Here is a 23230-nt window from a genome sequence, read left to right on the forward strand (position 1 = left end):
AAAACTTCAAAGTTCAACGAAAGCGATGAGTCTACATTACTTCCTTTTTAACCCGCTTCCTTGATAACCTCAAAATTGTTCACAGTTCCCGATAATAGCAAGCGCAAAACATTTATGTTGTAATTGAACTTTTTATCGTATTTTATTGTAATTATTGAATATTATATAAATTTCTAATTCTTTATCGCCACACCCTCCCGCCGCCATTTGCAATGTCGAATACCATTCAAACTTCAAATGCCTAATTGACGATTTCATTCTGTTATTGCGTTTTTCTTAAATAAAAAACACGGCAAAAATTTTGCCGTGTTGAATAGATTTTAGAGTTTGGCCGTTACCGAAAAATGGCGTTAAACCCTTACCACCATTTTTGCGGAGAAAACTTGCCTGCCGCCTGCTCGATAATATTGGCGGTCTGGAACAATTGTTCCTCGCCGAATGGCTTGCCAATGAGCTGCAAGCCTAGCGGTAAACCATTCTTTGATAAACCGGCAGGTAATGAAATTCCGGGGAGACCCGCCATATTCACTGTAACGGTGAAAATATCATTGAGATACATGGCTACAGGATCGTTTTTCAATTTTTTGTCGGCAATTCCGAACGCGGCAGTTGGTGTCGCCGGAGTTAAAATGGCGTCAACACCTGCTTCAAAGCACTTGTCAAAATCCTGTTTGATAAGTGTGCGAACCTTTTGAGCCTTAAGATAATAGGCATCGTAATAACCGGCCGACAACACATAAGTGCCAATGAGAATACGCCGTTTGACTTCGTGCCCGAAACCTTCCGAACGTGTATTCTCATACATTTCGATAATGTCTTTGCCTGGAACTCTAAGGCCGTAACGCACACCGTCATAACGTGCAAGGTTCGACGAAGCTTCGGCAGGCGCAACAATATAATAGGCAGGCAATGCATATTTCGTGTGAGGGAGAGAAATATTGACGATTTCAGCTCCAGCTTCTTTCAACCAATCAATACCTTTTTGCCAAAGCGCCATTATTTCTTCCGACATACCGTCAACACGATACTCCTTTGGAATACCGATTTTCATGCCCTTAACCGATTTGCCGATAGATGCTTCATAGTCGGGAACAGGCATGTCGGCGGAAGTTGAATCTTTCTCGTCGAAGGAAGCCATGGATTTCAATAAAATAGCGCAATCACGTACGTCGCGGCCAATGGGACCGGCCTGATCGAGCGAAGAGGCAAAAGCGATGATTCCCCAGCGCGAACAACGTCCATAGGTAGGCTTAATTCCGACAGTGCCGGTAAATGCAGCAGGTTGACGGATTGAACCGCCTGTATCGGTGGCGGTTGCACCAGCGCACAAATGGGCAGCAACAGCAGCAGCCGACCCGCCCGAAGAGCCGCCGGGCACCAATTTTTCATCCGAACCTTCAGCACGCCACGGATTGATGACGGGACCATAGTAAGATGTTTCATTGGACGAACCCATAGCAAATTCGTCCATATTCAGTTTTCCGAGCATAACTGCACCGTCAGCCCAGAGATTGCTTGTTACAGTCGACTCGTATTTCGGTTTGAAGTTATCAAGGATATGAGAACACGCCTGGGTGTGGATGTCATAAGTTGCATAAAGGTCTTTCACGCCGAGTGGAATACCTTCAAGTGCGCCCGCTTTTTTTTGCGAAATTCGTTCATCAGACGCTTTTGCCATTTTTCGCGCATGGTCTGCCGTCACGGCAACATAGGCGTTAATAGCAGGATTGGCTGCTTCAATGGCATGAATATATGCGTCAGTTAGTTCTGTTGCCTTGAAGTCACCCTTTTTGAGCGCGTCACGAGCCTCGGCAATTGTCAGCTTCGTCAAATCGGTCATATCATGCCTCAAAATAAATATTCAAATTGCTATTCGATCACTTTTGGAACGAGGAAGAAATTGTCTTCACTCAAAGGGGCGTTGGCCACAATGTCGGCCGCTTTGTTACCATCATTGACAACATCTTCACGTGTACGCAAAGACATCGGAATAACAGATGTGAGCGGCTCTATATTGTCTACATTGACTTCATCGAGCTGTTCGACGAATCCTAAAATAGCGTTGAGCTCGTTTGCCATACGCTCCGCCTCGTCATCTTTCACAGCAATACGCGAAAGACGGGCAACACGTTTGACCGTTTTGATATCTACAGACATTAAACAAATCCCGTATGAAAGATATTTTCCTTGATGAAGCTATACAGGCCGAAGCACACAAGAGCAAGAAAAGACGTTCAGAAATTGAGCGTTTCACCGACTTTTGGCAATGCAACGGTCGTTTTTGTTCCGGTCATACCTTTTACAAAACGCTCCGGCGTTTGGTCGAGAACAGGGAAAGTACCCCAGTGACAAGGTATCACTGTTTTGAAATGGAAATAGCGCTGACATGCGAGAGCTGCAACTGCACCACCCATCGTGAAAAAATCGCCAATAGGTACAATGCCGATTTCCGGTTCATGTAACTCGTTAATGAGCTGCATATCTGAAAAAATATCCGTGTCGCCCATATGATAGAGCGTCGGCGCATTGTTGAAATGGAAGACCAATCCGTTCGGATTGCCAAGACATTGCGACATGCCGTTATCGGTGAGCATGGCAGATGAATGGATGGCGTTGACAAAGGTGATGCTATAGCCATCATGCGTCTGTGTACCACCGGCATTACCGGGGACAACATTTTTCACGCCTTGTGACTGAAGCCAGGCGGCAAGATCGGCATTTGCAGTCACCGGAACATTTTTTTCTTTCGCGATAGCAATCGTATCTCCGACGTGATCGCTATGACCATGAGTAAGTGCAATATGTGTAACACCTTCGACTGCTTTTTTTATATCGAGGTCTTTTGCTGCAGGATTGCCGGTCAAAAAAGGATCTATCAGAATAATCGCTTTTCCGACTTCAATGCGAAAGGCTGCATGACCGAGCCATATTATTTTCATGCCACTATCCTTGTTTTTCATTGGAAGTTCGACGTTTTACCTTATATTGAACGCAAAATTCAAAAATGCCAAGTACCTGCTTGGTCAAACGGGATATTCGATAAGGGCCTCTATCAATGCCGGTTATAGATATTACTGAAATTCCTGCTCTCGGTTTGACAGATAAAAATATTATTGGTCTTGATTTAGGAACAAAAACAATAGGTATTGCAATTTCCGACCTTGGGTGGCGTTTTGCCACCCCTCGCCCTGTATTGAAGAGAAAAAAGTTCTCTATTGATGCCGAACAGCTCGTAAAAATATTTTCAGAAGAAAATATCGGCGTTGCAATTATTGGCCTGCCCAAAAATATGGACGGCACAAGCGGCCCGCGCGTTCAGGCCACACGTGCTTTTGTCCATAATATGAACAGTTTTACGGAAATCCCTTTTGTATTCTGGGACGAACGGCTGTCGACAGTGGCCGCAGAACGAGGACTTCTCGAAATGGATGTCTCGCGCGCAAAACGTGCCGACAGGATTGATTCTGCGGCGGCCGCTTTTATTCTGCAAGGTGCGCTCGACCGGCTGAATCGACTGGCTCAAACGGCCGGATAAAGTGTATCCAATATATGTCCCGCATGATGACGTGCGCTCAACATACCGTAAGAAGAACGCCACTGCCCGCCGAGTCGGCTTTCAATATAAGCAGCAGTTATATGGGGCATGTCGGCTTGCTGGAGGGCTGCGGCAGCACCCGCATAAGCCATTTGTTCAATAAAAAGTCGACCGGCACCGATGTCATTAGCAGCGACCCTTGCCGCCGCATTGAGTATTTCAACCGTCTTCGGACCGGCCGGGCCAATGTCTCGACCAATCTGGTCAAGTAACCCCTGAAAAAGACCGGGCGCCCTTTCGCCTAAACGAATCGTGTCGACGACAATATCATTGCCGCCATTACCCTTCATGGTACGCATCGGGGCGTCGACAAGCATTCTACCCATGCGGCTATCGAACATATATGCCTGAGCACCCATTTGAGAAATAATTTCCCCGATAACCGGAGCCACCAGCTCGTTAATATGGATTGCTATAATCGGCGTCATAATACGGGCAAAAGCCGCCTCCCCGCGATTGGATGCGGCACTATCGAATGCACGTGCAAGCCGCATAACGAGACATTGGGAAGCCACAACATCAAGTGCAAGATCAGCAAAAATACGCTCGGTCAAAGGTGGCAAAACCTGACGCGGATTGAAGCGTCTGAAGAAATTCACACCCGTTTGAAGCGCTGCGCGCAAGACACCCGCAGAAATCACCGCCTGATCAAAACGTGTCATCGTTTCAACATCTCTGATGACTTTATCGCCTTCGCCGATTTTGCCGATCAACCAGCCGAGACTGTCGCGAAAAGAAACCTGCCCTTCTGCTGACGAACATTCGCCAGCGCGATGGACGAGAAAATCCACCGAAATATTTCCGTTCAATGCGCCATTGTCGAGAAAGCGGGAAACGAAGAAGCAACATTTTTGCCCGCCTACCTCGGCGGTTACAAAATAACCGTCAGCCATCGGATTGAGTACCGACTGTTTAACGGCATCAATCCGGTAGAGATCTCTTCCGTTTGCGGAATCAAATGAAATGCGCGTTGCTGCCGAAACCTGCGTTGCATTTTGCAAACTATTTCTTACCTCGTCGCAGGCAAATGTAAGGCTTGCCGATTTTTTTGTAGAGATCGGACGAGAAGAATAATCGTGCTGGCGTGACAATAGGACATTTTGCCATTTGCCGAACAGATCGGCTTCGCCAATAAGAGCCGAAATGCCGGCACTCGTAGACGTAATCTCGTTCAAATGACCGGTTTCAAGACCCGACATGAGAAAAAGCCGGATGGCGCGCGATTGATAACGGACGCCATTTTCGGCCGGCCCCTTTTCCCACAATGAAGAACAAAGACCAGCCTGACGGGAACGCCGCAACAATGCATGATAGGCAGGATGGGTTTCCAATTGTTGCAGACCATCGCCCCATTCATTCTCACGTCTGAGAATTGGCCGGTGAATATTGGCAAGTCTTGCAAGATCCTGCGCTTCCCTGCTTGCCACAAATGCACCTATTTCCTCGAAACCGGCAAGGAGAGGCGTTGGCAAAAGAGACGAAAAACGGAACAGAACCGCATCATCTAAAAAAGCATTTTTTCGCATGATATTCCGATTGGCTACAGTGTTCACAATTTATTCCTGATTCCGTCAAAAATTCTTTGTTGCGGTGAAATTAAGTTATTGGTGCGGTTAAAACAGACATTGCATAAAAAGCAACCCTTGTTGTAGTGTCACTCAGTTTCTTTAGGAAATTTCTGTGATGATTCAAACAACTTCTTTCCCTATCTTCCCACACCGCCATCTCTTGGGCATTAAAGGCCTGAGTGCACATGATCTGACAACATTAATCGACCGCGCAGATGCGAATGTCGCAATATCGCGCCAGATTGACAAGAAAAAAACGTCTATGCGCGGACGAACACAAATAAATTTATTTTTTGAAAATTCCACGCGCACACAATCATCATTTGAACTTGCCGGAAAACGGCTTGGTGCAGATGTCATGAATATGGCGGTAAGCCATTCATCTGTCAAAAAAGGCGAAACTCTTATAGATACGGCAATGACACTGAATGCAATGCATCCCGATATTCTGGTCGTTCGCCACAAATCGGGCGGTGCAGCCGCACTTCTTGCACAAAAAGTAAGCTGTGCCGTCGTCAATGCGGGTGATGGTGCACACGAACACCCTACACAAGCCCTTCTTGATGCACTGACTATCCGGCGTGCGAAAGGCAGAATTGACGGTCTAACGGTTGCTATTTGTGGCGACATATTGCATTCACGCGTTGCACGTTCCAACATTTTAAGCCTGAATGCTTTGGGCGCGCGGGTACGGGCGGTCGCACCAACGACACTTCTTCCCTTTGATATTGGCAATATGAGTGTTGAAGTTTTCACAACGATGCAAGAAGGTTTGAAAGATGCAGACGTTATTATGATGCTCCGTCTGCAACGCGAACGCATGTCAGGCGCGTTTATTCCTTCCGTAAGGGAGTATTTTCATTTCTTCGGACTGGATAAACAGAAACTCGCACTTGCAAATAAAGATTGCATTGTTATGCACCCCGGACCGATCAATCGTGGTGTCGAAATCGCTTCCGATATTGCGGATGGCCCGCAGAGTGTAATCCACACACAGGTCGAAATGGGGGTTGCCGTCAGAATGGCTGTTATTGAAGCATTACTGGATCCACGTCGCAGCGAAGGAGAAATCCAATGAAGAGATCTCTGGTTTATAAAAACGCCCGCATCGTCGATCCTTCATGCAACAAGGATGAAATAGGCACGCTTATTGTCGTCGATGGCGTCATCAAGGCATGTGGTGAAAATGCACAAAATCAGGGAGCACCGGAGGGCGCCGAGGTTTTTGATGCACAAGGAAAAGCAATTCTTCCCGGACTTGTCGACGCGCGCGTTTATGTCGGTGAACCCGGCAATGAACACCGCGAGACCATTCGTTCGGCGAGTCATTCTGCCGCTGCCGGCGGTGTCACCTCTTTTGTGATGATGCCGGATACCCATCCGGTTATTGATGATGTCGCATTGGTCGAATTTGTCAAACAGACCGCACGTGAAAATGCATCGGTTCATGTTTATCCTTCAGCGGCGATTACCAAACAACTTGAAGGACAGGAAATGACCGAATTCGGTCTATTGAAAGAATCTGGCGCGATAGCTTTCACCGACGGTCATAAAACAGTTGAAAATTCTCTGGTTCTCCGGCGTGCTATGACTTATGCGCATGACTTTGACGCGCTGATTATCCACGAAACCCAGGATAAATGGCTAACCGGTGCCGGAGTGATGAATGAGGGATTACTGTCAAGCTGGCTAGGCCTTGCGGGTATTCCCAAAGAGGCGGAAGTCATCCCTCTCGAACGCGATTTGCGTTTGGCCGCCTTGACGGGTTGCCGTTATCATGCTGCCGAACTTTCCACCGGAATGTCTGCTGAAGCTATCCGCCGTGCCAAACAAAATCTGGATAATGTAACGGCAGGTGTTTCAATTAATAATCTCACTTTGAATGAAAACGATATTGGCGAATACCGTACGTTCTTCCGGCTCTCGCCTCCGCTCAGATCGGAAGAGGATCGCCTCGCCATGATTGAAGCGATTCGCGATGGAACAATCGACATCATTGTATCCAGTCACGATCCGCAAGGCGCGGATACAAAACGTTTGCCTTTTGAAGATGCAGAAGCCGGTGCCGTCGGTATGGAAACATTGCTGGCAGCAGCCTTACGCCTTTATCACGACCAATCGCTTCCTCTCGGCAAAATTGCGGCTCTCCTTTCCACCAATCCGGCAAAAGTCCTCCAAATTGACGCGGGAACCTTGCAGTCAGGAAAAATGGCCGATTTTATTCTGGTCGATCTCGATGAACCATGGGTTTTAACCCTTGATATGCTCCATTCGCGATCCAAGAATACGCCTTTCGAGAATGCACGTTTTCAGGGACATGTATTGAAAACCTATGTCGCCGGTAAATGCGTATATGACTATCAGAACTGACAGGTCGAACGGCAAATCTTGAAAAGGGTAACTCTATGGCCGATATTGCTTTATCTCCGAAAATGGTTTCCTGGCTGACGCTTTTGATTTGTTATCTTATCGGCTCGATACCTTTCGGACTATTATTTACCCGGCTTGCCGGCCTTGGGGATGTGCGCAAAATAGGATCGGGTAATATCGGTGCAACAAATGTTTTGCGAACCGGCAATAAAAAGATCGCACTGTTAACATTGCTATGCGACATGTTTAAAGGAACATTGGCGGTTTATATTGCTTTTCTGCTGTCGGCTTTGGACTATAACAATATTGTAATTGTCGCTCTGGGTGGATTTGCGGCATTCATCGGCCATCTCTATCCGGTTTGGCTGAAATTCAAAGGTGGCAAAGGCGTTGCCACCTATCTCGGTGTTTGTCTCGGATTTTATCCGCCTGCCGCATTGGTATTCATATGTGTCTGGCTATTGACAGCGTTCGTCACGCGTTATTCTTCATTATCGGCACTTTTTGCAGTTATTCTGGTGCCGATTTTCATTTGGCTTTTCATGGACAGGCCTTCGCAAAATCTTTTTGCAATTGTACTTTCCTTCATGAGTGTCATTGTCATTTTAAAACATCACGCCAATATAAGACGTTTATTGACAGGAAACGAAAGTAAAATCGGCTCAAAAAAATAAATAGCGGGAACTTGCAATCCAATGGAAAAACGTAAAGGGATTACTCTGAGCGATGCCCAGCGTCTTAGCTGGTTGCAATTGATACGAAGTGAAAATGTCGGAGCAGTCACCTTTATCAATCTGATCGAACATTTCGGTTCTGCGTCAAATGCTCTCGCTGCACTTCCTGAATTGAGTATAAAGGGGGGCAAAGGCAAGCCTATCCGGATTGCAAGCAGAAAGGATGCCGAACAGGAACTCGAACGAGCCGAAAAAATAGGCGTACGCTTTGTTGGTGTGGGCGAGCCGGATTACCCGCCTTATTTGCGTGCAGCCGAAACGCCGCCACCACTCGTTGCGATAAAGGGAAATTGCGATTGCTTTTTTTCTCCTTCTGTCGGCGTAGTGGGGTCGCGCAATGCATCGGCGACAGGAAAAAAGCTGACAACTCTCTTTTGCCAGAAATTGGGAGAAACGGGATTTAAAATCATTTCCGGATTGGCGCGCGGAGTGGATACAGCAGCCCATATTTCAAGTCTTGAAACCGGTACAATCGCCGTTATGGCCGGCGGTATCGATCATATATATCCACCTGAAAATAACACCCTTTACGAAAAAATATTGGAAAAAGGTGGCGCCATTATCAGTGAAATGCCAATCGGCGCCCTACCGCGTGCACAGGATTTTCCTCGCCGTAACCGAATCATTGCAGGGTTATCATTGGGAGTTCTGGTTTGTGAAGCAGCGATTCGCTCCGGTTCGCTCATAACGGCGCGCATGGCTGCGGAAATGGGGCGTATCGTGTTTGCAATACCCGGCTCCCCTCTTGATCCCAGAGCGCAAGGCACCAATAATATTATCAAGGAGGGCGCACTTCTCGTTACCCGCCCTGAAGACATTGCCGAAACGCTTCTGCCACTTACAACGTCGAACGAAAACCAAACTTCGCTTTTTGCCCCCGTAGACAGTATTGAGGAAACCGATCAAACAAAAATTGATAACACCGAAGCTCGCGATATTGACGCAAATGACAGAGAACGCGACGCAATAATAGACGCACTTTCAACAACCCCCATAGACATAGAAACTCTGAGCAATTCCTCAGGTGTGCCGATTGATAAAATCTATCTGATACTCGTCGAACTGGATCTGGCCGGAAAGCTCGTCCGCCATAGCGGTGGACTTGTTTCTCTCGCTTTTAACGATTTTCCTCGTTAGCAACATCATCATTCAAGATATTTTGCCCCTCTTTGGCGGCCAATTCCAGAAGATAAGCCAGAAAGGGCGAATTGGCTTTCATCGCCATTATTGTCATTTGTCTGGACATATCGGTAATATATCCGATAATTTTCGTGCTGTCTGACGGCATCCCTCTCTCCTCCTTATATAAATCCTCCCGTTTCTTATATAAATGGAGTAGACAATAAACGTTCAGGATCAAACAGGATTTAGCAACAATGGTTAGTTAGCTTAGCGATAATAACGTGTATTTTTATTGTGTGCAATCATTAGTTGCATACAGGTTTTTTTTTCATTTAGCCTTGACCAATGGTGTTCAGCCGTTCAATTGAGGAACAGGAAAAATCATCGGTTGAGGGAAGCGGATATTATTATGGATGTTGTCGTCGTAGAATCACCGGCAAAAGCTAAAACGATCAATAAATATCTAGGGCCCGATTACAAAGTTCTGGCATCATTCGGGCATGTACGCGATCTTCCTGCAAAAGACGGATCGGTATTGCCGGACGAAGATTTTGCAATGAAATGGGATACCAGCCCGACCGGTGCCAAAAGACTTGCCGAAATATCCAAGGCACTAAAGGATGCCGACGGTCTTATTCTCGCAACCGACCCTGACCGTGAAGGTGAAGCCATCTCGTGGCATGTACTTGACGTTTTGCAGCATAAAAAACTGTTAAAAGGTAAACCTGTCAAACGGGTGGTTTTTAATGCGATTACCAAACACGCGGTGCTGGAAGCAATGGCTCATCCACGTTCGATTGATATTCCGCTCGTTGATGCTTATTTGGCGCGACGGGCTCTCGACTATCTCGTAGGATTTACTCTTTCTCCGGTACTCTGGCGTAAACTACCCGGTGCCCGTTCTGCCGGTCGTGTCCAATCGGTGGCTTTGCGTCTTGTTTGTGACCGCGAGTCGGAAATTGAACGTTTCCAACGTGAAGATTATTGGTCGATAGAAGCAAAGCTTGCCACGAAAGCTGACGACAGCTTTCTGGCAAAACTCGTTGCATTCAATCAGAAAAAACTTGGTAAACTCGATATAAAAAGTTTTGAACAGGCAGAAAACATCCGTAAAATGTTGGACGGCGCCGATTTCCGAACAATAAGTGTCGAAGCAAAACCGACAAAACGCAATCCTGTCCCGCCATTTACCACATCGACGCTACAACAGGCAGCATCCTTCAAACTCGGTTTTTCTGCCTCGCGTACAATGCAAGTTGCCCAAAAGCTCTATGAAGGTATTGATATAGGAGGCGAGACAACCGGTCTCATTACTTATATGCGTACCGATGGCGTTCAAATTGCGCCTGAAGCAATCGAAGCTGCAAGAAAAGCAATTCACGGGATGTTCGGCGCAAATTATGTGCCTGACAAACCACGTTTCTATTCAACAAAAGCTAAAAATGCCCAGGAAGCTCACGAGGCTATTCGCCCCACCGACTTCATGCGCAAACCCGATGACGTAAAAAAATATCTCGATAGCGACCAGTTCAAACTTTACGAACTCGTTTGGAAACGGGCTATTTCCAGTCAAATGAAGCCGGCTGATATTGAACGAACAACTGTCGAAATTGAAGCGATAAAAGGTTCCGATCATGCAAATCTGAGAGCCGTCGGTTCGGTAATCACATTTGACGGTTTCATTGCTGCCTATTCCGATCAAAAAGATGACGACACGACGGAAAGTGAAGATTCCATAAGGCTGCCAAAGATGGAAGCCGATGAGAAATTGAAAAAGCTTGCTATTGAGGCTCTCAAACACACGACCGAGCCACCTGCCCGCTATTCGGAAGCAACACTCATCAAAAAGCTTGAAGAACTCGGAATTGGTCGCCCATCCACTTACGCATCAACACTCGCTACACTTCGCGACCGCGATTATGTGACGATTGAAAAACGCAAGCTCATACCTCAGGCAAAAGGGCGTATTGTCACCGCTTTTCTTGAAAATTTCTTCAACCGTTATGTAGAATACGACTTTACCGCCGATCTCGAAGAAAAGCTTGATCTTATTTCGGATGGAAAACTGTCCTGGAAACAGGTATTGCGGGAATTCTGGGATGCCTTCAACGCTTCGGTAGCCGACATCAAGGAATTGCGCGTGAGCAATGTTCTTGATGTGTTGAATGACGCGCTGGCTCCGCTTGCATTTCCACCTCGCGAAGACGGTAGCGATCCACGTTCCTGCCCGCTTTGTCATGAAGGCCGGCTATCCCTCAAACTTGGTCGTTATGGTGCATTCGTCGGCTGTTCCAACTATCCCGAATGTAAATATACAAGACAATTGGGAAGCGAAGACGTGGGCGATGGCGAAGCACAGCAGGCGGATGGACCGACAATACTCGGAAAAAATCCTGAAAATGGTGAAGATGTCGTTCTTAAAATCGGGCGTTTCGGTCCTTATGTGGAATGTAAACATGGTGAAGAACTGAAGCGTGCAGGCCTTCCTAAAAGTTGGTCGCCTAACGAGATGAACCTTGAAAAGGCGCTGGCACTTTTGGCCTTGCCGCGGGAAGTCGGGTTACATCCGGAAACCGGCAAACCGATTACGGCTTCCATCGGTAGATATGGACCTTATGTCTCGCACGATGGTCAATATGCCAATCTCGAAACACCTGAAGAGGTGTTCGACATCGGCATCAACAGAGCCGTAACCGTTCTTGCAGAAAAACAGGCACGTGGCAGCTCGCGCCGCAGTGCAACACCGAAAGCTATTGCAACTCTTGGACAGCATCCGGAAGGGGGCGATGTTACGGTGCGTGACGGCCGTTATGGGCCTTATGTTAACTGGGGCAAAATCAACGCAACTTTGCCAAAGGGGCAGGATCCCGCATCTGTCACGCTGGAAGAAGCTTTGGAGCTGATTTCAAAAAAAGCCGACGCTCCCAAAAAAGGCCGCAAAGCAGCGGTAAAGAAAACCGCAACAAAAGCCGCGACAGCCAAAAAAACTGTTGCAAAAAAAACGGCAACAAAAAAAGCCGCAACCAAAAAGACAACTTCCAAAAAAGCAGATTAACCCGTTAAACGGGATGGAAAATGAATGATGAAGAAACATCCCGATAACAGGAAAATTTCGCATTTACCGACAAAGAATGACATTCTCGCTTTTATCGAAGAAAATCCGAATTTGTCGGGAAAACGCGAATTGGCCAAAGCGTTCAACCTTAAAGGTGACGCACGAATTTGGCTGAAAGATCTGTTGCGCGAACTCAAGAGCGAAGGCGCAGTTTCAAAACAAAGAAAGAAAATTGTTCCAAAACACGTCCTTCCGCCAGTGGCCGTACTCGACATTAAAGGTCGCGACCGTGATGGCGGTTTTATTGCCGAACCCGCGGAATGGGAGGGTGAAGATGCCCCGCTTGTCGCTCTTCATCCGGCTCGACACACAAAAGGACCGGCAATCGGTGTTGGCGACAGAATTCTCGCCAAAATTTTCCGTAACAAAAGACCGGAAGGTCCCGCTTATACCGGCCGTGCGATCAAGCGAATCGAGCGGCAGGAACTGACCACCATGGGAGTGCTTCGCGCTATCGGAAACGGCAAATGGCGTCTCGAACCGATTGATCGTAAAGCACATGAAGTTGCTGTCGATTTACCCCCCGATAGCGATGCGAAAGCCGGTGACCTTGTAGAAGTCGAGATTGGCCGCGACAAGCAATACGGTTTGAAACGCGGTATCGTCAAAAATATTCTTGGCAGTGTCGAAAGCGAAAAAGCTTTGTCCATGATTGCGATTATATCGCATGACATACCCTATGTTTTTCCCGAACGTGTTCTCGAAGAAGCCGATGAAGCCAAACCCGCAACAATGGATAATCGTGAAGATTGGCGTGATCTTCCTTTTGTTACGATCGATCCGGAAGATGCAAAAGATCATGATGATGCTGTTTGCGCTGAAATGGACACTTCGGAAGATAACAAAGGCGGTGCAATTGTAACTGTTGCTATTGCCGATGTCGGCTATTATGTGCGTCCTGACAGTGCATTGGACAAAGAAGCTTTAAAACGCGGAAATTCCGTTTATTTCCCCGACCGGGTCGTTCCGATGTTACCGGAACATATCTCCAACAATCTCTGTTCTTTACGTGAAGGGGAAGATCGTCCGGCCATGGCTGTCCGTATGATTTTTGACAATCAGGGGAAAAAGCGAAGCCATAGTTTTCACCGTATTATGATGCGCTCTAGCGCCAAACTTTCCTATCAACAAACGCAAAGAGCCATTGATGGAAAGCCGGATGAAAAGACGGCTCCGATACTCGAAAATATATTGAGGCCATTGTGGGCGGCTTATGAATTATTGAAAAAAGCCCGTGACGAACGCCAACCGCTCGAACTTGACCTACCCGAACGGAAAATTATTCTTGATGAAACCGGACGCATTCGCGACGTTATTATACCGCCGCGACTTGATGCCCATAAGCTCATTGAAGAATTTATGATTCTGGCAAATGTATCGGCTGCCGAAACGCTCAAATCGAAACATCAGCCACTTATTTATCGTATTCATGACCAACCTTCACTGGCAAAACAGGAAGGATTGAGAGAATTTTTGCACTCGCTCGGACTGTCACTTTCCCGTAGCGCGGAGCTGACGCCCGAACGCTTCAACAAAATACTTGAACGTGTAAAAGACACAGATCAGCAGGAACTCGTTAATCAGGTCATATTGCGTACGCAATCGCAAGCCGAATATGCACCTGAAAACATCGGTCATTTTGGCCTTAATTTGCGTAACTACGCTCATTTCACCTCGCCTATCCGCCGTTATGCAGATTTGATCGTTCATCGCGCATTGATTAAATCGCTCAAGCTCGGCAATGACGGCTTAACGGATGAAGAAGAAAAAAATCTTGATGAAATCGCAGTGGCAATTTCTCTGACTGAGCGGCGTGCAATGGCAGCAGAACGTGAAACAATCGACCGGCTGGTCGCCCATTTTCTGGCTGATAAAATTGGTGCCGAATTCAGCGGGCGTGTTGCCGGTGTCACAAAATCCGGTTTGTTCATTTCGCTTGACCGTTTGGGAGCCGACGGCTTCACGCCTATTTCGTCTCTTTCTACAGACTATTATATTTATGACGAAGCACGCCACGCGCTGATCGGCGAAAGAAGCCACAAAGGCTATCAATTGGGAGACAGTGTCAATGTGAGGTTGATCGAAGCCCAGCCGATTGCAGGTGCTTTGCGCTTTGAAATGTTAAGTCCGGCGCGACCGCTACCATTTTCACCGGTTTCCCATCATAAAAGCAAAACAGGGATGCGTCGTTTCAATCGTTCGGCTCGAAAAGGGCGTGGTTCTGCCTAATCTGTTATCTATACGATTAAACAAATTTGGTAATCGGGAACGGAACATAAACGATCGTTTTTCCCGCATGAATCACGTTCAAGTTTGTTGACTGTTGAAACGGATACCAGAATTGAAGTCGGCAATTTGACTTGCAGGAACAGAGCAGGTAAATGATTGAACTTTAGAACGATGATAATAAATTGATTAAAGTAACAAGGGTTTTATTGTCTTTATTTAATATTAAATTCCGTTCAGCCGTTTTTTAGCCTGAAGCAAGTTTATTACCGGAATTTTTCCAGGAGATAACAAGTTAGTTTAATATGCAACCTAGTGTATCCCCAAGAAATACAAAGCCCTGGCGCGCGATTATTGCTGCTACGGCAACGATTGGAGCAGTCGGCGTTGCTTTGGGCTTGGGGACACAGCTTATTTCTATCCTTATGGCTGCACGGGGTTTTTCCAGTAGTGTTATTGGCTATAGCGGTACCGTTGGCGGTGTCGCTACAATTATCGCGGCTGTTTTTACGGCTCCTATTGCAAAGAAAATCGGCGTTGCGCGTTCAATTCTGACTATGATGGCTGTCGGATGCGCAAGCTTTTTAGGATTTTATTATTTTGATTCTATTGTTATCTGGTTTGTATTGCGCTTCACTTTGCACTTTGCCATCACGGTGATGTTTGTACTGTCCGAATTTTGGGTCAACAGCTCGGCTCCACCCGCAAAACGTGGCACTATTCTGGCAATTTACGCAATTACACTTGGTCTTGGCTTTACCATTGGCCCCACCCTTCTCGCTTATGTCGGAAGTCAGGGATTTGCACCGTTCGGTACGGCTTGTTTTCTGATTGCCATTGCTGCACTCCCGATCATTGTTGCATGGAATTTAAGTCCACAATTCAAAGACAGCGACCATGTCGCATTTTTCCATTATATCTTTGCTGTCCCCAGTTCTACCATGGCTGTTCTCGTTTACGGTGCCATACAGATGGGTGCTTTAACACTCATTACGCCATTCAGTCTGAATTTGGGTTATAGCGAAAGCGAAGCCGCCAAGTTTATGTCGGTTTTAGCGTTGGGAAATGTACTGCTTCTGATACCGATCGGCATGATTAGCGACTTCGTTACAGACAGACGTTATCCTCTGACAGGCTGTGCAATTATCGGCTTGTCGGGAACCTTGTTGATTCCGTTGATCGCTCAAATCAAATGGCTGTTGACACTTGATCTTTTTGTTCTTGGCGGTGTCTCTGCCGGACTTTATACAATCGGGCTTGCACAATTGGGATCACGCCTCAAAGGATTCGAGCTTGCTGCCGCCAATTCGGCGTTTATTTTCTGCTATGGCATCGGAATGCTGGTAGGGCCAACAGCAATCGGTAAAGCCATGGATATTTTCCCGCCCTTCGGCTTTTCAGACACAATGGCTACATTTTTCGGACTTTATATCATTTTAGTCGTCACTAGAGTGGTGTTAAAGCTAATCCGCTCTTGACTTTTTGTAGAACATCCTTAGTGTCGCGGCAAAATCCACTTCTATCGGAATTCTGCTTCCGGTATGAAGGTGGTGAATTTATGTTCAGGAACAGGATCCTTAATTATGGCTAAAGCAGCATCCATTAAAATCAAGCTTTTGTCGACTGCAGATACCGGTTTTTTCTATGTTACAAAGAAAAATAGCCGCACAATGACAGAGAAAATGACAAAACGTAAATACGACCCGATTGCAAAAAAGCATGTCGAGTTCAAGGAAACAAAAATCAAGTAATTCGTTTTCAAGAAAAAGGCCGTTTCTGTTATTGGAAACGGCCTTTTTCTTGACCCTTTCAGAGAGCTAAAATCTTATTGGCGTCGGCCGCTTATCCTGCCGGATTTTTTGAAATCCGTTTTTTCAAACCGGATTTTGTATCTTCTGCATTGAGCAACAAGACTCATGTAAAATTTCCGTTTACATTCGCCTATAAATTCCACACATGAGAAGGTCTGAATTTCCCGCGCCGAAAACTCACTCCGCCAGTTATGTGTAATTTTTTCTAGTACCGGTATTTCAGATAAAAAGCACCTTTAGCCAAAAGGGTTGATTTCTGGAACGATAATAGCGCCGGAACCCGTCGGATAAAAACGCGGTATTACCTGTCACCAATTGCGTTACGAGGCTTTCACAAGCGGATTAGAGCGCCGGAAAAAGCGAAAAAAACGCGTAAAATCACACAAACCCTTTATTTTCTAAATATCGGATTGTCGCATTGAATCTGTTTTTTCAACAGCATTGGTCATCAATTCATCGCGTCCATAGATATCGTCATAAAAATTGATCTTGCCGGTTTTTAAATCAGGCCATGCAGTAAAATAGGTGAGATAGACAGGAACCGGCTCGCTTAGTGACAGGCTCCGCTCGCCTTTTGCAAAATAAGGCTTCAAATCGTCTACATTCTTGCCAAGTACGGCGGCTGCCATTTCACGCGGATATTCAAGACGCACGCAACCATGGCTAAGTGCCCGCATATCGCGCGAAAAAGCGGTTTTATTAGGCGTATCATGGAGATAAATATCATGCTTGTTCGGGAAAAGTATCTTGAGTTCACCCAGAGCATTATTTCTGCCCGGTGTTTGGCGAATACTGATTCCGCGTGCCTTAGAGCCCACTTGTTGCCAATTGACGGACGAAGCAGAAATCGGCCGACCGGAACTATCATAAAGCTGGTAATTGTTACGTTGAAGATACCCCGAATCCTGCATGATGCGAGGCAGCATTTCGTTGACCACGATCGAATGTGGAACGCCCCAGGAAGGGTTGAATGTAACAAGTCTTATTCTGTCATAGAAAAAATAGGTTTGTCTTTGAGGGCTACCAACCACGACTTTCATATCGAGTTTAACAACGTTATTTTCGATATATTGCCCCTTAAAAGCTGCCTGATTGATAAAAACGTAACGTGAACCGAAACTGTGCGGCAGCCAGCGTAAACGTTCCATCGAATCCATAATTTTTTGTCTTTTGGCTGCGACAGTATTGTTTTCCAGTGATGCGATCGTCGAGGGGCCGATAATACCGTCTGCCGTCTTGCCAATAAATTTTTGGTAGTCTTTTACGCTTTCTACCAATTGCACGTTATAGGAGGTTTCGTGTTGAAACTTTTCCAATATCGTTTTGTGATCGGAAAGATAGCCGGATGGAGCCCGTTTCAAAAGAAGATTTGTAAATTGAGGTAAATCTTCATTCGTTTGACCGGGTTTGATGAGGGTTGTGAGCGATATTCTGATATTGTCTCCATGGTCACTCTTTGGCATTTCTGCCAAGGCGTGTTTCAGTGCCTTATAATAATCGGACTGTGGGAGATATGACTTTAACTCGGCAACAGGATCATCGCTTTTTGTAAATCTATCCAATTCCTTTTCAAAGTCGATTTGGTTGCGTGGCAAATCATGAAAAGGCGAAAGACGGTCGGCAATAATCCGGCCGTTAGCCGCATCCTGAATGTAACGAAAAATCCGGCTTGTCAAAGCGACATCGAAATTGGTGAATGCGAGGCTACGTTCTTCGCCATCAAGCGTTTCATCCGGCAGCTTTACAAAATAATCTTGCGGCTCCAAACCATCTTCGTCGACATTGGACAAAAAGGCCATAATGTTTCTGGTCGTATCGGTGATTTCGCCATTCTTCGACCATAAAAGGTCGGGATGATTCACGTAATGTTTGGTGACAGATTCGGCAATCGCGTTTTCCACCTTCACATCAATGCGGGAAAAATCCGATTTCACCATTCGGGCTGTAGGGTTATTCCTACCCTCATCACTCCCCTCAAGAATAACATTGTAAGGCTCCGAGAGCGGCAAACTGCCTGAACCGAAAGACTTCATTACCGAATTTGTTTCGATGAAGTCGACATTTGAAAATTCGACGGGCACTAGACGTTCCGGCTTATAATCGGTAACTTTCGGCCTTGCGCTGTCGGCCTGTCTCGTCTTTTCGACATCGGGTCTCTTTGTCGACTTGTCATGTATTTTGTCGGATAACGCATTTTGCGGCTTGGCCGGAAAATTGTCTTGCCTGTTGGTTTGACTGCCCGAATCTGTTGGCATTTCAACCACTGTTGCCGGCTTTGTTTTTTTACTGAACAGTTCCATCAAATTATTGATAGCAGATGCTTGCTCCACACCGAAATAAGGTGAGACATAAAGCACCGAACTGGCAAGAAAGGTAAATGCAAGGCGATTGATTGGTTTTTGAAACATTGTCTGGCTGATCCGGAAAGTTACAAAAATCTTTTACGGGATTTTGGTAACCAAGCTCTTAAACGGGAAACGACGATCACAAAAATTTCATAATTTCACCTCTCGCAAACTGTGTTTTTCCACGTAGCTTTCAACCTTCCCGCTGATTTTACCGGCAACAATGCCCGCCAACATGTTTGATGTCGCAAAAACACTTGCTCAAGGCATTTCTAAAATACCTGAAAAGGCTTCAACCTTGCAGATAAACCTTTAAAAAGATTGCATCATTTTTTCCTGTCATTATCGTTATTCATCCCTCACCTCTTTCGTCAGAATCAAAAAACAACCTGATCCGGCTCGCCAAGCTGTCATGGTATTTTTATCGACTTTGACCGTTTCATCCGTTAAAATTATTGTTTAAATCCGTGACGGTTCATTCGGAGGCAACTTCTTGAGGCTGGATGCATTCAATACCTGCATGATGAAATTTCACATTCCGGTTTTGCCCGATATGATCTGGCATGGTCGAGATGATATGTCGGAGTTGAATTGATGGAAATTCTGGGTTTGATTTTGGCCGGTGGACATTCCTCGCGCATGGGGCGAGATAAAGCAGGCCTCATATTTAGCGGAAAAAGCCTCGTTCAAAACCAGATCGCAAGTTTTGAACGCCACAAATTTCCTGTAGCTGTCAGTTCCAATACATTCGACAAGGCAGAACTTGGACATATTGCAGTTTTACCAGACCCTGCAGAAATAAAATATGGCGGGCCTCTTGCCGGCGTATATGCAGGACTTCAATATGCTAGCGCCAATGGCTTCGGTTACATTCTCACAGTGCCGGTGGATTGTCCGATTATACCGGAGGAGTTTTTTGTCAAAATCACAGCCGGTCTCGATGAAAACACGACTCTTAAGATTGCTTCTACGCCATCCGGCCTTCAACCGACATTTGCTCTCTGGTCTACGAAGCTTTGTTCCGAGCTCTTAAAATTTCTGAAGGCGGCGGGAAATAAAAGTATCAGATCATTCGCTTTTGCGCATAATGTGTCTATAGTGCGGTTTGACAATGTCTATTCTGAAGGTGCATTCTTCAACGTCAACACGCCTGAAGATTATCAATATTTACAGGAAAAATTCGGGATAAAAGATGAAACCAAAGCTTAAAGTATTTGGCGTAACCGGTTGGAAAAACAACGGAAAAACAACCATGGTTGTACGCTTGGTGGAAGAGTTGACCTCTCGCGGTTACAAGATTGCAACGGTCAAACATGCTCATCATGATTTTGATATTGACCATGAAAACACTGACTCGTGGCGGCATCGGAAATCGGGAGCGCAGGAAGTTGCTGTAGTGTCTTCGCGGCGCTTTGCACTTATTCACGAAAACAAAACAGAGGAAGAGACACCGCTTTCCCGAATTCTCGAACTTTTATCACCATGTGATCTTGTGATTGTGGAAGGATATAAACGGGACAATCACGACAAACTTGAGGTTCGCCACACTGGTGGTAAAGTTGGCGAGCCGCTCAATAAATCGGATCCCCATATAGTCGCTATTGCGTCTGATATGCCGGTGGAAGAAAAGCATTTGCCTGTTTTCAACATTAATGATGTACAGGCGATTGCAGATTTTATTGTCGATCATATGAAACTCGAACAAAAACAAGAGGCATAGAATGCTCGTACTTTGGGGGCGCCCTACGTCCAGCAATGTCAAAAAAGTTCTTTGGACGCTCGAAGAAATCGGGCTCGATTATCAATTTGTCAAAGCGGGTGGTCCCTATGGCGGATTGGATACACCGGAGTTTCTGGCACTTAACCCGAACGGACTTGTTCCTACAATCAAGGATGACGAGCTGGTACTCTGGGAATCCAATACGATCGTGCGCTACCTAGCAGCCCGCTACGGCAAAGGCGTGTTGTGGATCGAGGATTGTGGCAAACGCGCGGCTGCCGAAAAATGGATGGATTGGACGATGGCTACATTGTTTAGCCCGTTTGTCGATCTCCTGATGAATGTCGTGCGTCTTGCACCTGAAAAACGTGACGCGCAAAAAGTTGTCGCCAGTGTCGAAAAGTTTGAAAAAGGCTTATCCATTATGGATGGCGAATTAAAAAAACAGCCTTTTCTGTCTGGCGAAAATCTGGGCATTGGCGATATTATTCCGGGCGTATTCGTCTATTATTATTACGCTATGGAATTGCCGCGTAAAAACAAATTCAGTAATGTCGAAGCATGGTACCAGAAATTACAGACACGTCCCGGATATAAAAAACATGTCATGATTCCGATCAGCTAACATGTCTTTCCGGAAAAGCTTTTTCAGTTTTTCCGGTCATTATCAAAAAACTTATGACTCGCAAAAATATCAGTGTATTGGACATTGTGGTGGCATTGGCACTTGTTGCCATTGCCATATATCTTTATTTTTCCGAAACAAAAAAAACAATCATTGATCCCGGTCCGGATTACCAAGCCGAGAAAGTTGACGTCATTCAAGGAAAAACACAGCTATCGGATGGTGATTCTTTCCATCTTGATGGACAAAAAGTCCGACTTTTGGGAATAGACGCTCCCGAACTTCACCAGTTTTGCGATAAAGATGGCACATCTTACCCGTGTGGCGAAATGGCTAAAAAACATCTGGAAACTTTGATAGACGGAAACGAGATTATTTGCACATCGACCAAATACGATAAGTTCCATCGCCTGTTAGCAAAATGCCGTGCAGGAAGCCATGATCTCAACCGTGAAATGGTAAAAGACGGCTGGGCTGTCAGTTATTATGATTACAAGCAGGAAGAAGCTGAAGCGCGCAAACAAAAGCGTGGAATATGGGCGGGGTCATTCGAGTGGCCCCATGCATGGCGACGCGCCCATCCACGCTGATTTTTCAACACTTGAAACGAATGGATTCCCGACAGCTTTATTCGACTATGCGATTATAAGAAAATCCGGGCAAGCGTTTCCCTTACAGAAATATGTATTGCTGGAACCGAAAAGTTTCCTGAATGTTTCGCGGTGAAATTCGCTTACCGATAATTCGCTTACCAATAATTTGCTAACCGGTAATTCGTTTAACGACAATGTTTTACCGGTTAAAAAGCTGTGCTTTTTTCTTCAAAAGATGGAATAAAGCGTTATTGCTTTCGTTTTATGACTAAAAGCTGCAAGTTGCGCCACTGCGTTCCCTACCCCTTATATCAAAGGCCTGAAAACCAAGCCCGAATAGTATGAAGCCGAATAATATAAAATTTGTCCGGCTTTCGGGATTTCACATTCCGATAGGCATTCACAAAATTCAATTCGCTTTTGTCCGTTATTTTCAAGAATCCGGCAAAGTACTGCGTATTTAATCGGGGTTCGCCCCCTTTTATTTCACTTTTCACGCCTGTTTTTCTCTGTTTTCCACGCAGATCTTTTCCTGCTATTTTTAAATTCTGTCTTTCTTTAGTGGTAAAAGGCCCCAATTCTTGATTATTTTCTTCACAAGTGACAGCGCTTTTCCGTTGATAGCTATGCCGGATCATTGAAGGAAAAACCTCATTGGCTCATATTATACCCATGGCAAACAAACCTGAAACAACAAACGCCCGACAAATCGGGCTTCTGGAAAAACAAATCTCGGCATGTCGCATATGCTATGACGCACCACTATTCCTACCGCGACTGCCTCAGGAACCGCGCCCTGTTGTCTATCTTTCTTCTACGGCTCGCATTGTCATTGCCGGTCAAGCACCCGGTCTTCGCGTTCACAATACCGGAATACCGTTCAATGATCCGTCGGGCGATCGCCTGCGCAATTGGCTGGGAGTAAATCGCGACTGTTTTTACGATAAAAGCAAATTTGCCATCGTACCAATGGGGTTTTGTTTCCCCGGCTACAGTAAATCCAAAAGTGACCTTCCACCAAGAAAAGAATGTAAATTGACCTGGCACCAGCAGGTCTTCAAACTAATGCCGCAAGTAGAACTTGTCATAGCGATTGGCGGCTACGCCCAAAAATATCATATTTCTGATCTGAAGGAAAAATCGGTAACTGATACCGTAAAAAATTGGAAAAATATTCTATCCAGAACCCAAGCTAATGGTTATCACGTTCTTCCTATTCCTCACCCGTCATGGCGTAATACTCATTGGATAAAAAAGAATCCATGGTTTGAAAGTGAATTACTACCGACCCTGAAAACTCTTATTAAAAAATATATTCGATAAATTGTAGAATAATTTTTATTTATTACTATTAAAAAGAATTTATTTTTTATATAACGATTTCGTAGCATGGTTTATCAAAAATT

General features: G+C 45.7%; 20 protein-coding genes. 14 read left to right on the forward strand and 6 right to left on the reverse strand.

The window, feature by feature from the left end; genetic code table 11:
• Window positions 1-358 precede the first annotated feature (358 nt).
• From gatA to GQS64_RS07695, 3 genes are all read right to left on the reverse strand, one after another.
• Window positions 359-1840: an Asp-tRNA(Asn)/Glu-tRNA(Gln) amidotransferase subunit GatA gene (gene gatA / locus GQS64_RS07685; protein ID WP_198231171.1), complete on the reverse strand. Its 1482-nt coding sequence runs from the start codon at window positions 1838-1840 to the stop codon at window positions 359-361.
• Window positions 1841-1869: 29 nt separating this feature from the next.
• The gene (gene gatC / locus GQS64_RS07690) at window positions 1870-2157 is read right to left on the reverse strand and encodes an Asp-tRNA(Asn)/Glu-tRNA(Gln) amidotransferase subunit GatC (protein ID WP_077992347.1); all 288 of its coding nucleotides are present in this window, start codon (window positions 2155-2157) and stop codon (window positions 1870-1872) included.
• Window positions 2158-2234: 77 nt separating this feature from the next.
• Entirely contained in the window at window positions 2235-2939 is a 705-nt protein-coding gene (locus GQS64_RS07695) for a metal-dependent hydrolase (RefSeq protein ID WP_198231172.1), read from the reverse strand.
• A gap of 116 nt (window positions 2940-3055) precedes the next feature.
• Here GQS64_RS07695 and ruvX point away from each other — a divergent pair, with 116 nt between their 5' ends.
• A complete protein-coding gene (gene ruvX / locus GQS64_RS07700; protein WP_077992350.1) occupies window positions 3056-3535 on the forward strand; it encodes a Holliday junction resolvase RuvX in 480 nt (159 codons plus the stop codon).
• Here ruvX and GQS64_RS07705 read toward each other — a convergent pair.
• Complete coding sequence (locus GQS64_RS07705) at window positions 3520-5148, reverse strand: acyl-CoA dehydrogenase family protein (RefSeq protein WP_198231173.1); 1629 nt, start codon at window positions 5146-5148, stop codon at window positions 3520-3522. The two genes, ruvX and GQS64_RS07705, sit on opposite strands and share 16 nt — an antisense overlap.
• 130 nt (window positions 5149-5278) lie before the next feature.
• On the opposite strand from GQS64_RS07705, the gene GQS64_RS07710 reads away from it, so the two are divergent.
• Genes GQS64_RS07710 through dprA form a run of 4 tightly spaced genes read left to right on the forward strand, consistent with a single transcriptional unit; the run spans window position 5279 to window position 9404 of the window.
• Window positions 5279-6241, forward strand: a complete 963-nt coding sequence (locus tag GQS64_RS07710) for an aspartate carbamoyltransferase catalytic subunit (RefSeq protein WP_077992352.1) — start codon at window positions 5279-5281, stop codon at window positions 6239-6241.
• Complete coding sequence (locus tag GQS64_RS07715) at window positions 6238-7533, forward strand: dihydroorotase (RefSeq protein ID WP_198231174.1); 1296 nt, start codon at window positions 6238-6240, stop codon at window positions 7531-7533. The genes GQS64_RS07710 and GQS64_RS07715 overlap by 4 nt, the downstream gene beginning before the upstream one ends.
• Before the next feature lie 35 nt (window positions 7534-7568).
• Window positions 7569-8207, forward strand: a complete 639-nt coding sequence (gene plsY / locus GQS64_RS07720) for a glycerol-3-phosphate 1-O-acyltransferase PlsY (RefSeq protein WP_198231175.1) — start codon at window positions 7569-7571, stop codon at window positions 8205-8207.
• A gap of 21 nt (window positions 8208-8228) precedes the next feature.
• On the forward strand, window positions 8229-9404 hold the full coding sequence (gene dprA, locus GQS64_RS07725; RefSeq protein WP_198231176.1) for a DNA-processing protein DprA: 1176 nt from the start codon (window positions 8229-8231) through the stop codon (window positions 9402-9404).
• Here dprA and GQS64_RS07730 read toward each other — a convergent pair.
• On the reverse strand, window positions 9385-9555 hold the full coding sequence (locus GQS64_RS07730) for a hypothetical protein (RefSeq protein ID WP_198231177.1): 171 nt from the start codon (window positions 9553-9555) through the stop codon (window positions 9385-9387). The genes dprA and GQS64_RS07730 overlap by 20 nt on opposite strands.
• Before the next feature lie 243 nt (window positions 9556-9798).
• On the opposite strand from GQS64_RS07730, the gene topA reads away from it, so the two are divergent.
• The 4 genes from topA to rpmG all read left to right on the forward strand — a co-directional run bounded on the left by topA (window position 9799) and on the right by rpmG (window position 16481).
• Window positions 9799-12444: a type I DNA topoisomerase gene (gene topA, locus GQS64_RS07735; RefSeq protein WP_198231178.1), complete on the forward strand. Its 2646-nt coding sequence runs from the start codon at window positions 9799-9801 to the stop codon at window positions 12442-12444.
• A 24-nt stretch (window positions 12445-12468) separates the two neighbouring features.
• Window positions 12469-14733 (forward strand): ribonuclease R, encoded by a 2265-nt coding sequence (gene rnr / locus GQS64_RS07740; protein WP_198231179.1) that lies wholly within the window; start codon window positions 12469-12471, stop codon window positions 14731-14733.
• Window positions 14734-15035: 302 nt separating this feature from the next.
• Window positions 15036-16208, forward strand: a complete 1173-nt coding sequence (locus GQS64_RS07745) for an MFS transporter (protein WP_198231180.1) — start codon at window positions 15036-15038, stop codon at window positions 16206-16208.
• A gap of 105 nt (window positions 16209-16313) precedes the next feature.
• Window positions 16314-16481 (forward strand): 50S ribosomal protein L33, encoded by a 168-nt coding sequence (rpmG, locus tag GQS64_RS07750; RefSeq protein ID WP_075870557.1) that lies wholly within the window; start codon window positions 16314-16316, stop codon window positions 16479-16481.
• Between the two features lie 458 nt (window positions 16482-16939).
• Here the strand turns inward: rpmG and GQS64_RS07755 are convergent, their stop codons facing one another.
• Complete coding sequence (locus GQS64_RS07755) at window positions 16940-18949, reverse strand: L,D-transpeptidase family protein (protein ID WP_198231181.1); 2010 nt, start codon at window positions 18947-18949, stop codon at window positions 16940-16942.
• Between the two features lie 531 nt (window positions 18950-19480).
• Here GQS64_RS07755 and mobA point away from each other — a divergent pair.
• The 5 genes from mobA to GQS64_RS07780 all read left to right on the forward strand — a co-directional run bounded on the left by mobA (window position 19481) and on the right by GQS64_RS07780 (window position 23147).
• Window positions 19481-20095, forward strand: coding sequence for a molybdenum cofactor guanylyltransferase (gene mobA / locus GQS64_RS07760; RefSeq protein WP_198231182.1), 615 nt, complete (start codon window positions 19481-19483; stop codon window positions 20093-20095).
• Entirely contained in the window at window positions 20079-20606 is a 528-nt protein-coding gene (mobB, locus tag GQS64_RS07765) for a molybdopterin-guanine dinucleotide biosynthesis protein B (RefSeq protein ID WP_077992366.1), read from the forward strand. The genes mobA and mobB overlap by 17 nt, the downstream gene beginning before the upstream one ends.
• Before the next feature lies 1 nt (window position 20607).
• Window positions 20608-21231, forward strand: a complete 624-nt coding sequence (locus GQS64_RS07770; RefSeq protein ID WP_198231183.1) for a glutathione S-transferase family protein — start codon at window positions 20608-20610, stop codon at window positions 21229-21231.
• 53 nt (window positions 21232-21284) lie between these two features.
• Window positions 21285-21821 carry a thermonuclease family protein gene (locus GQS64_RS07775; protein ID WP_198231184.1) on the forward strand — a complete coding sequence of 179 codons (537 nt, stop codon included), beginning with the start codon at window positions 21285-21287 and terminating at the stop codon, window positions 21819-21821.
• A 675-nt stretch (window positions 21822-22496) separates the two neighbouring features.
• Window positions 22497-23147, forward strand: coding sequence for a uracil-DNA glycosylase family protein (locus tag GQS64_RS07780; RefSeq protein ID WP_198231347.1), 651 nt, complete (start codon window positions 22497-22499; stop codon window positions 23145-23147).
• The last annotated feature ends 83 nt before the right edge of the window (window positions 23148-23230 follow it).

This window comes from Bartonella sp. P0282 (assembly GCF_048452985.1).
Classification (GTDB): Bacteria; Pseudomonadota; Alphaproteobacteria; order Rhizobiales; family Rhizobiaceae; genus Bartonella; species Bartonella choladocola.

Bases quoted from the DNA above. Each gene is read 5' to 3' on its own strand.
- topA (WP_198231178.1), top strand. From the start codon at position 9,799: ATGGATGTTGTCGTCGTAGAATCACCGGCAAAAGCTAAAACGATCAAT.
- mobA (WP_198231182.1), top strand. From the start codon at position 19,481: ATGGAAATTCTGGGTTTGATTTTGGCCGGTGGACATTCCTCGCGCATG.
- dprA (WP_198231176.1), top strand. From the start codon at position 8,229: ATGGAAAAACGTAAAGGGATTACTCTGAGCGATGCCCAGCGTCTTAGC.
- GQS64_RS07770 (WP_198231183.1), top strand. From the start codon at position 20,608: ATGCTCGTACTTTGGGGGCGCCCTACGTCCAGCAATGTCAAAAAAGTT.
- plsY (WP_198231175.1), top strand. From the start codon at position 7,569: ATGGCCGATATTGCTTTATCTCCGAAAATGGTTTCCTGGCTGACGCTT.
- GQS64_RS07695 (WP_198231172.1), bottom strand. From the start codon at position 2,939: ATGAAAATAATATGGCTCGGTCATGCAGCCTTTCGCATTGAAGTCGGA.
- rpmG (WP_075870557.1), top strand. From the start codon at position 16,314: ATGGCTAAAGCAGCATCCATTAAAATCAAGCTTTTGTCGACTGCAGAT.
- GQS64_RS07730 (WP_198231177.1), bottom strand. From the start codon at position 9,555: ATGCCGTCAGACAGCACGAAAATTATCGGATATATTACCGATATGTCC.
- GQS64_RS07710 (WP_077992352.1), top strand. From the start codon at position 5,279: ATGATTCAAACAACTTCTTTCCCTATCTTCCCACACCGCCATCTCTTG.
- GQS64_RS07745 (WP_198231180.1), top strand. From the start codon at position 15,036: ATGCAACCTAGTGTATCCCCAAGAAATACAAAGCCCTGGCGCGCGATT.
- rnr (WP_198231179.1), top strand. From the start codon at position 12,469: ATGATGAAGAAACATCCCGATAACAGGAAAATTTCGCATTTACCGACA.
- GQS64_RS07775 (WP_198231184.1), top strand. From the start codon at position 21,285: ATGACTCGCAAAAATATCAGTGTATTGGACATTGTGGTGGCATTGGCA.
- ruvX (WP_077992350.1), top strand. From the start codon at position 3,056: ATGCCGGTTATAGATATTACTGAAATTCCTGCTCTCGGTTTGACAGAT.
- gatC (WP_077992347.1), bottom strand. From the start codon at position 2,157: ATGTCTGTAGATATCAAAACGGTCAAACGTGTTGCCCGTCTTTCGCGT.
- mobB (WP_077992366.1), top strand. From the start codon at position 20,079: ATGAAACCAAAGCTTAAAGTATTTGGCGTAACCGGTTGGAAAAACAAC.
- GQS64_RS07715 (WP_198231174.1), top strand. From the start codon at position 6,238: ATGAAGAGATCTCTGGTTTATAAAAACGCCCGCATCGTCGATCCTTCA.
- GQS64_RS07755 (WP_198231181.1), bottom strand. From the start codon at position 18,949: ATGTTTCAAAAACCAATCAATCGCCTTGCATTTACCTTTCTTGCCAGT.
- gatA (WP_198231171.1), bottom strand. From the start codon at position 1,840: ATGACCGATTTGACGAAGCTGACAATTGCCGAGGCTCGTGACGCGCTC.
- GQS64_RS07780 (WP_198231347.1), top strand. From the start codon at position 22,497: ATGGCAAACAAACCTGAAACAACAAACGCCCGACAAATCGGGCTTCTG.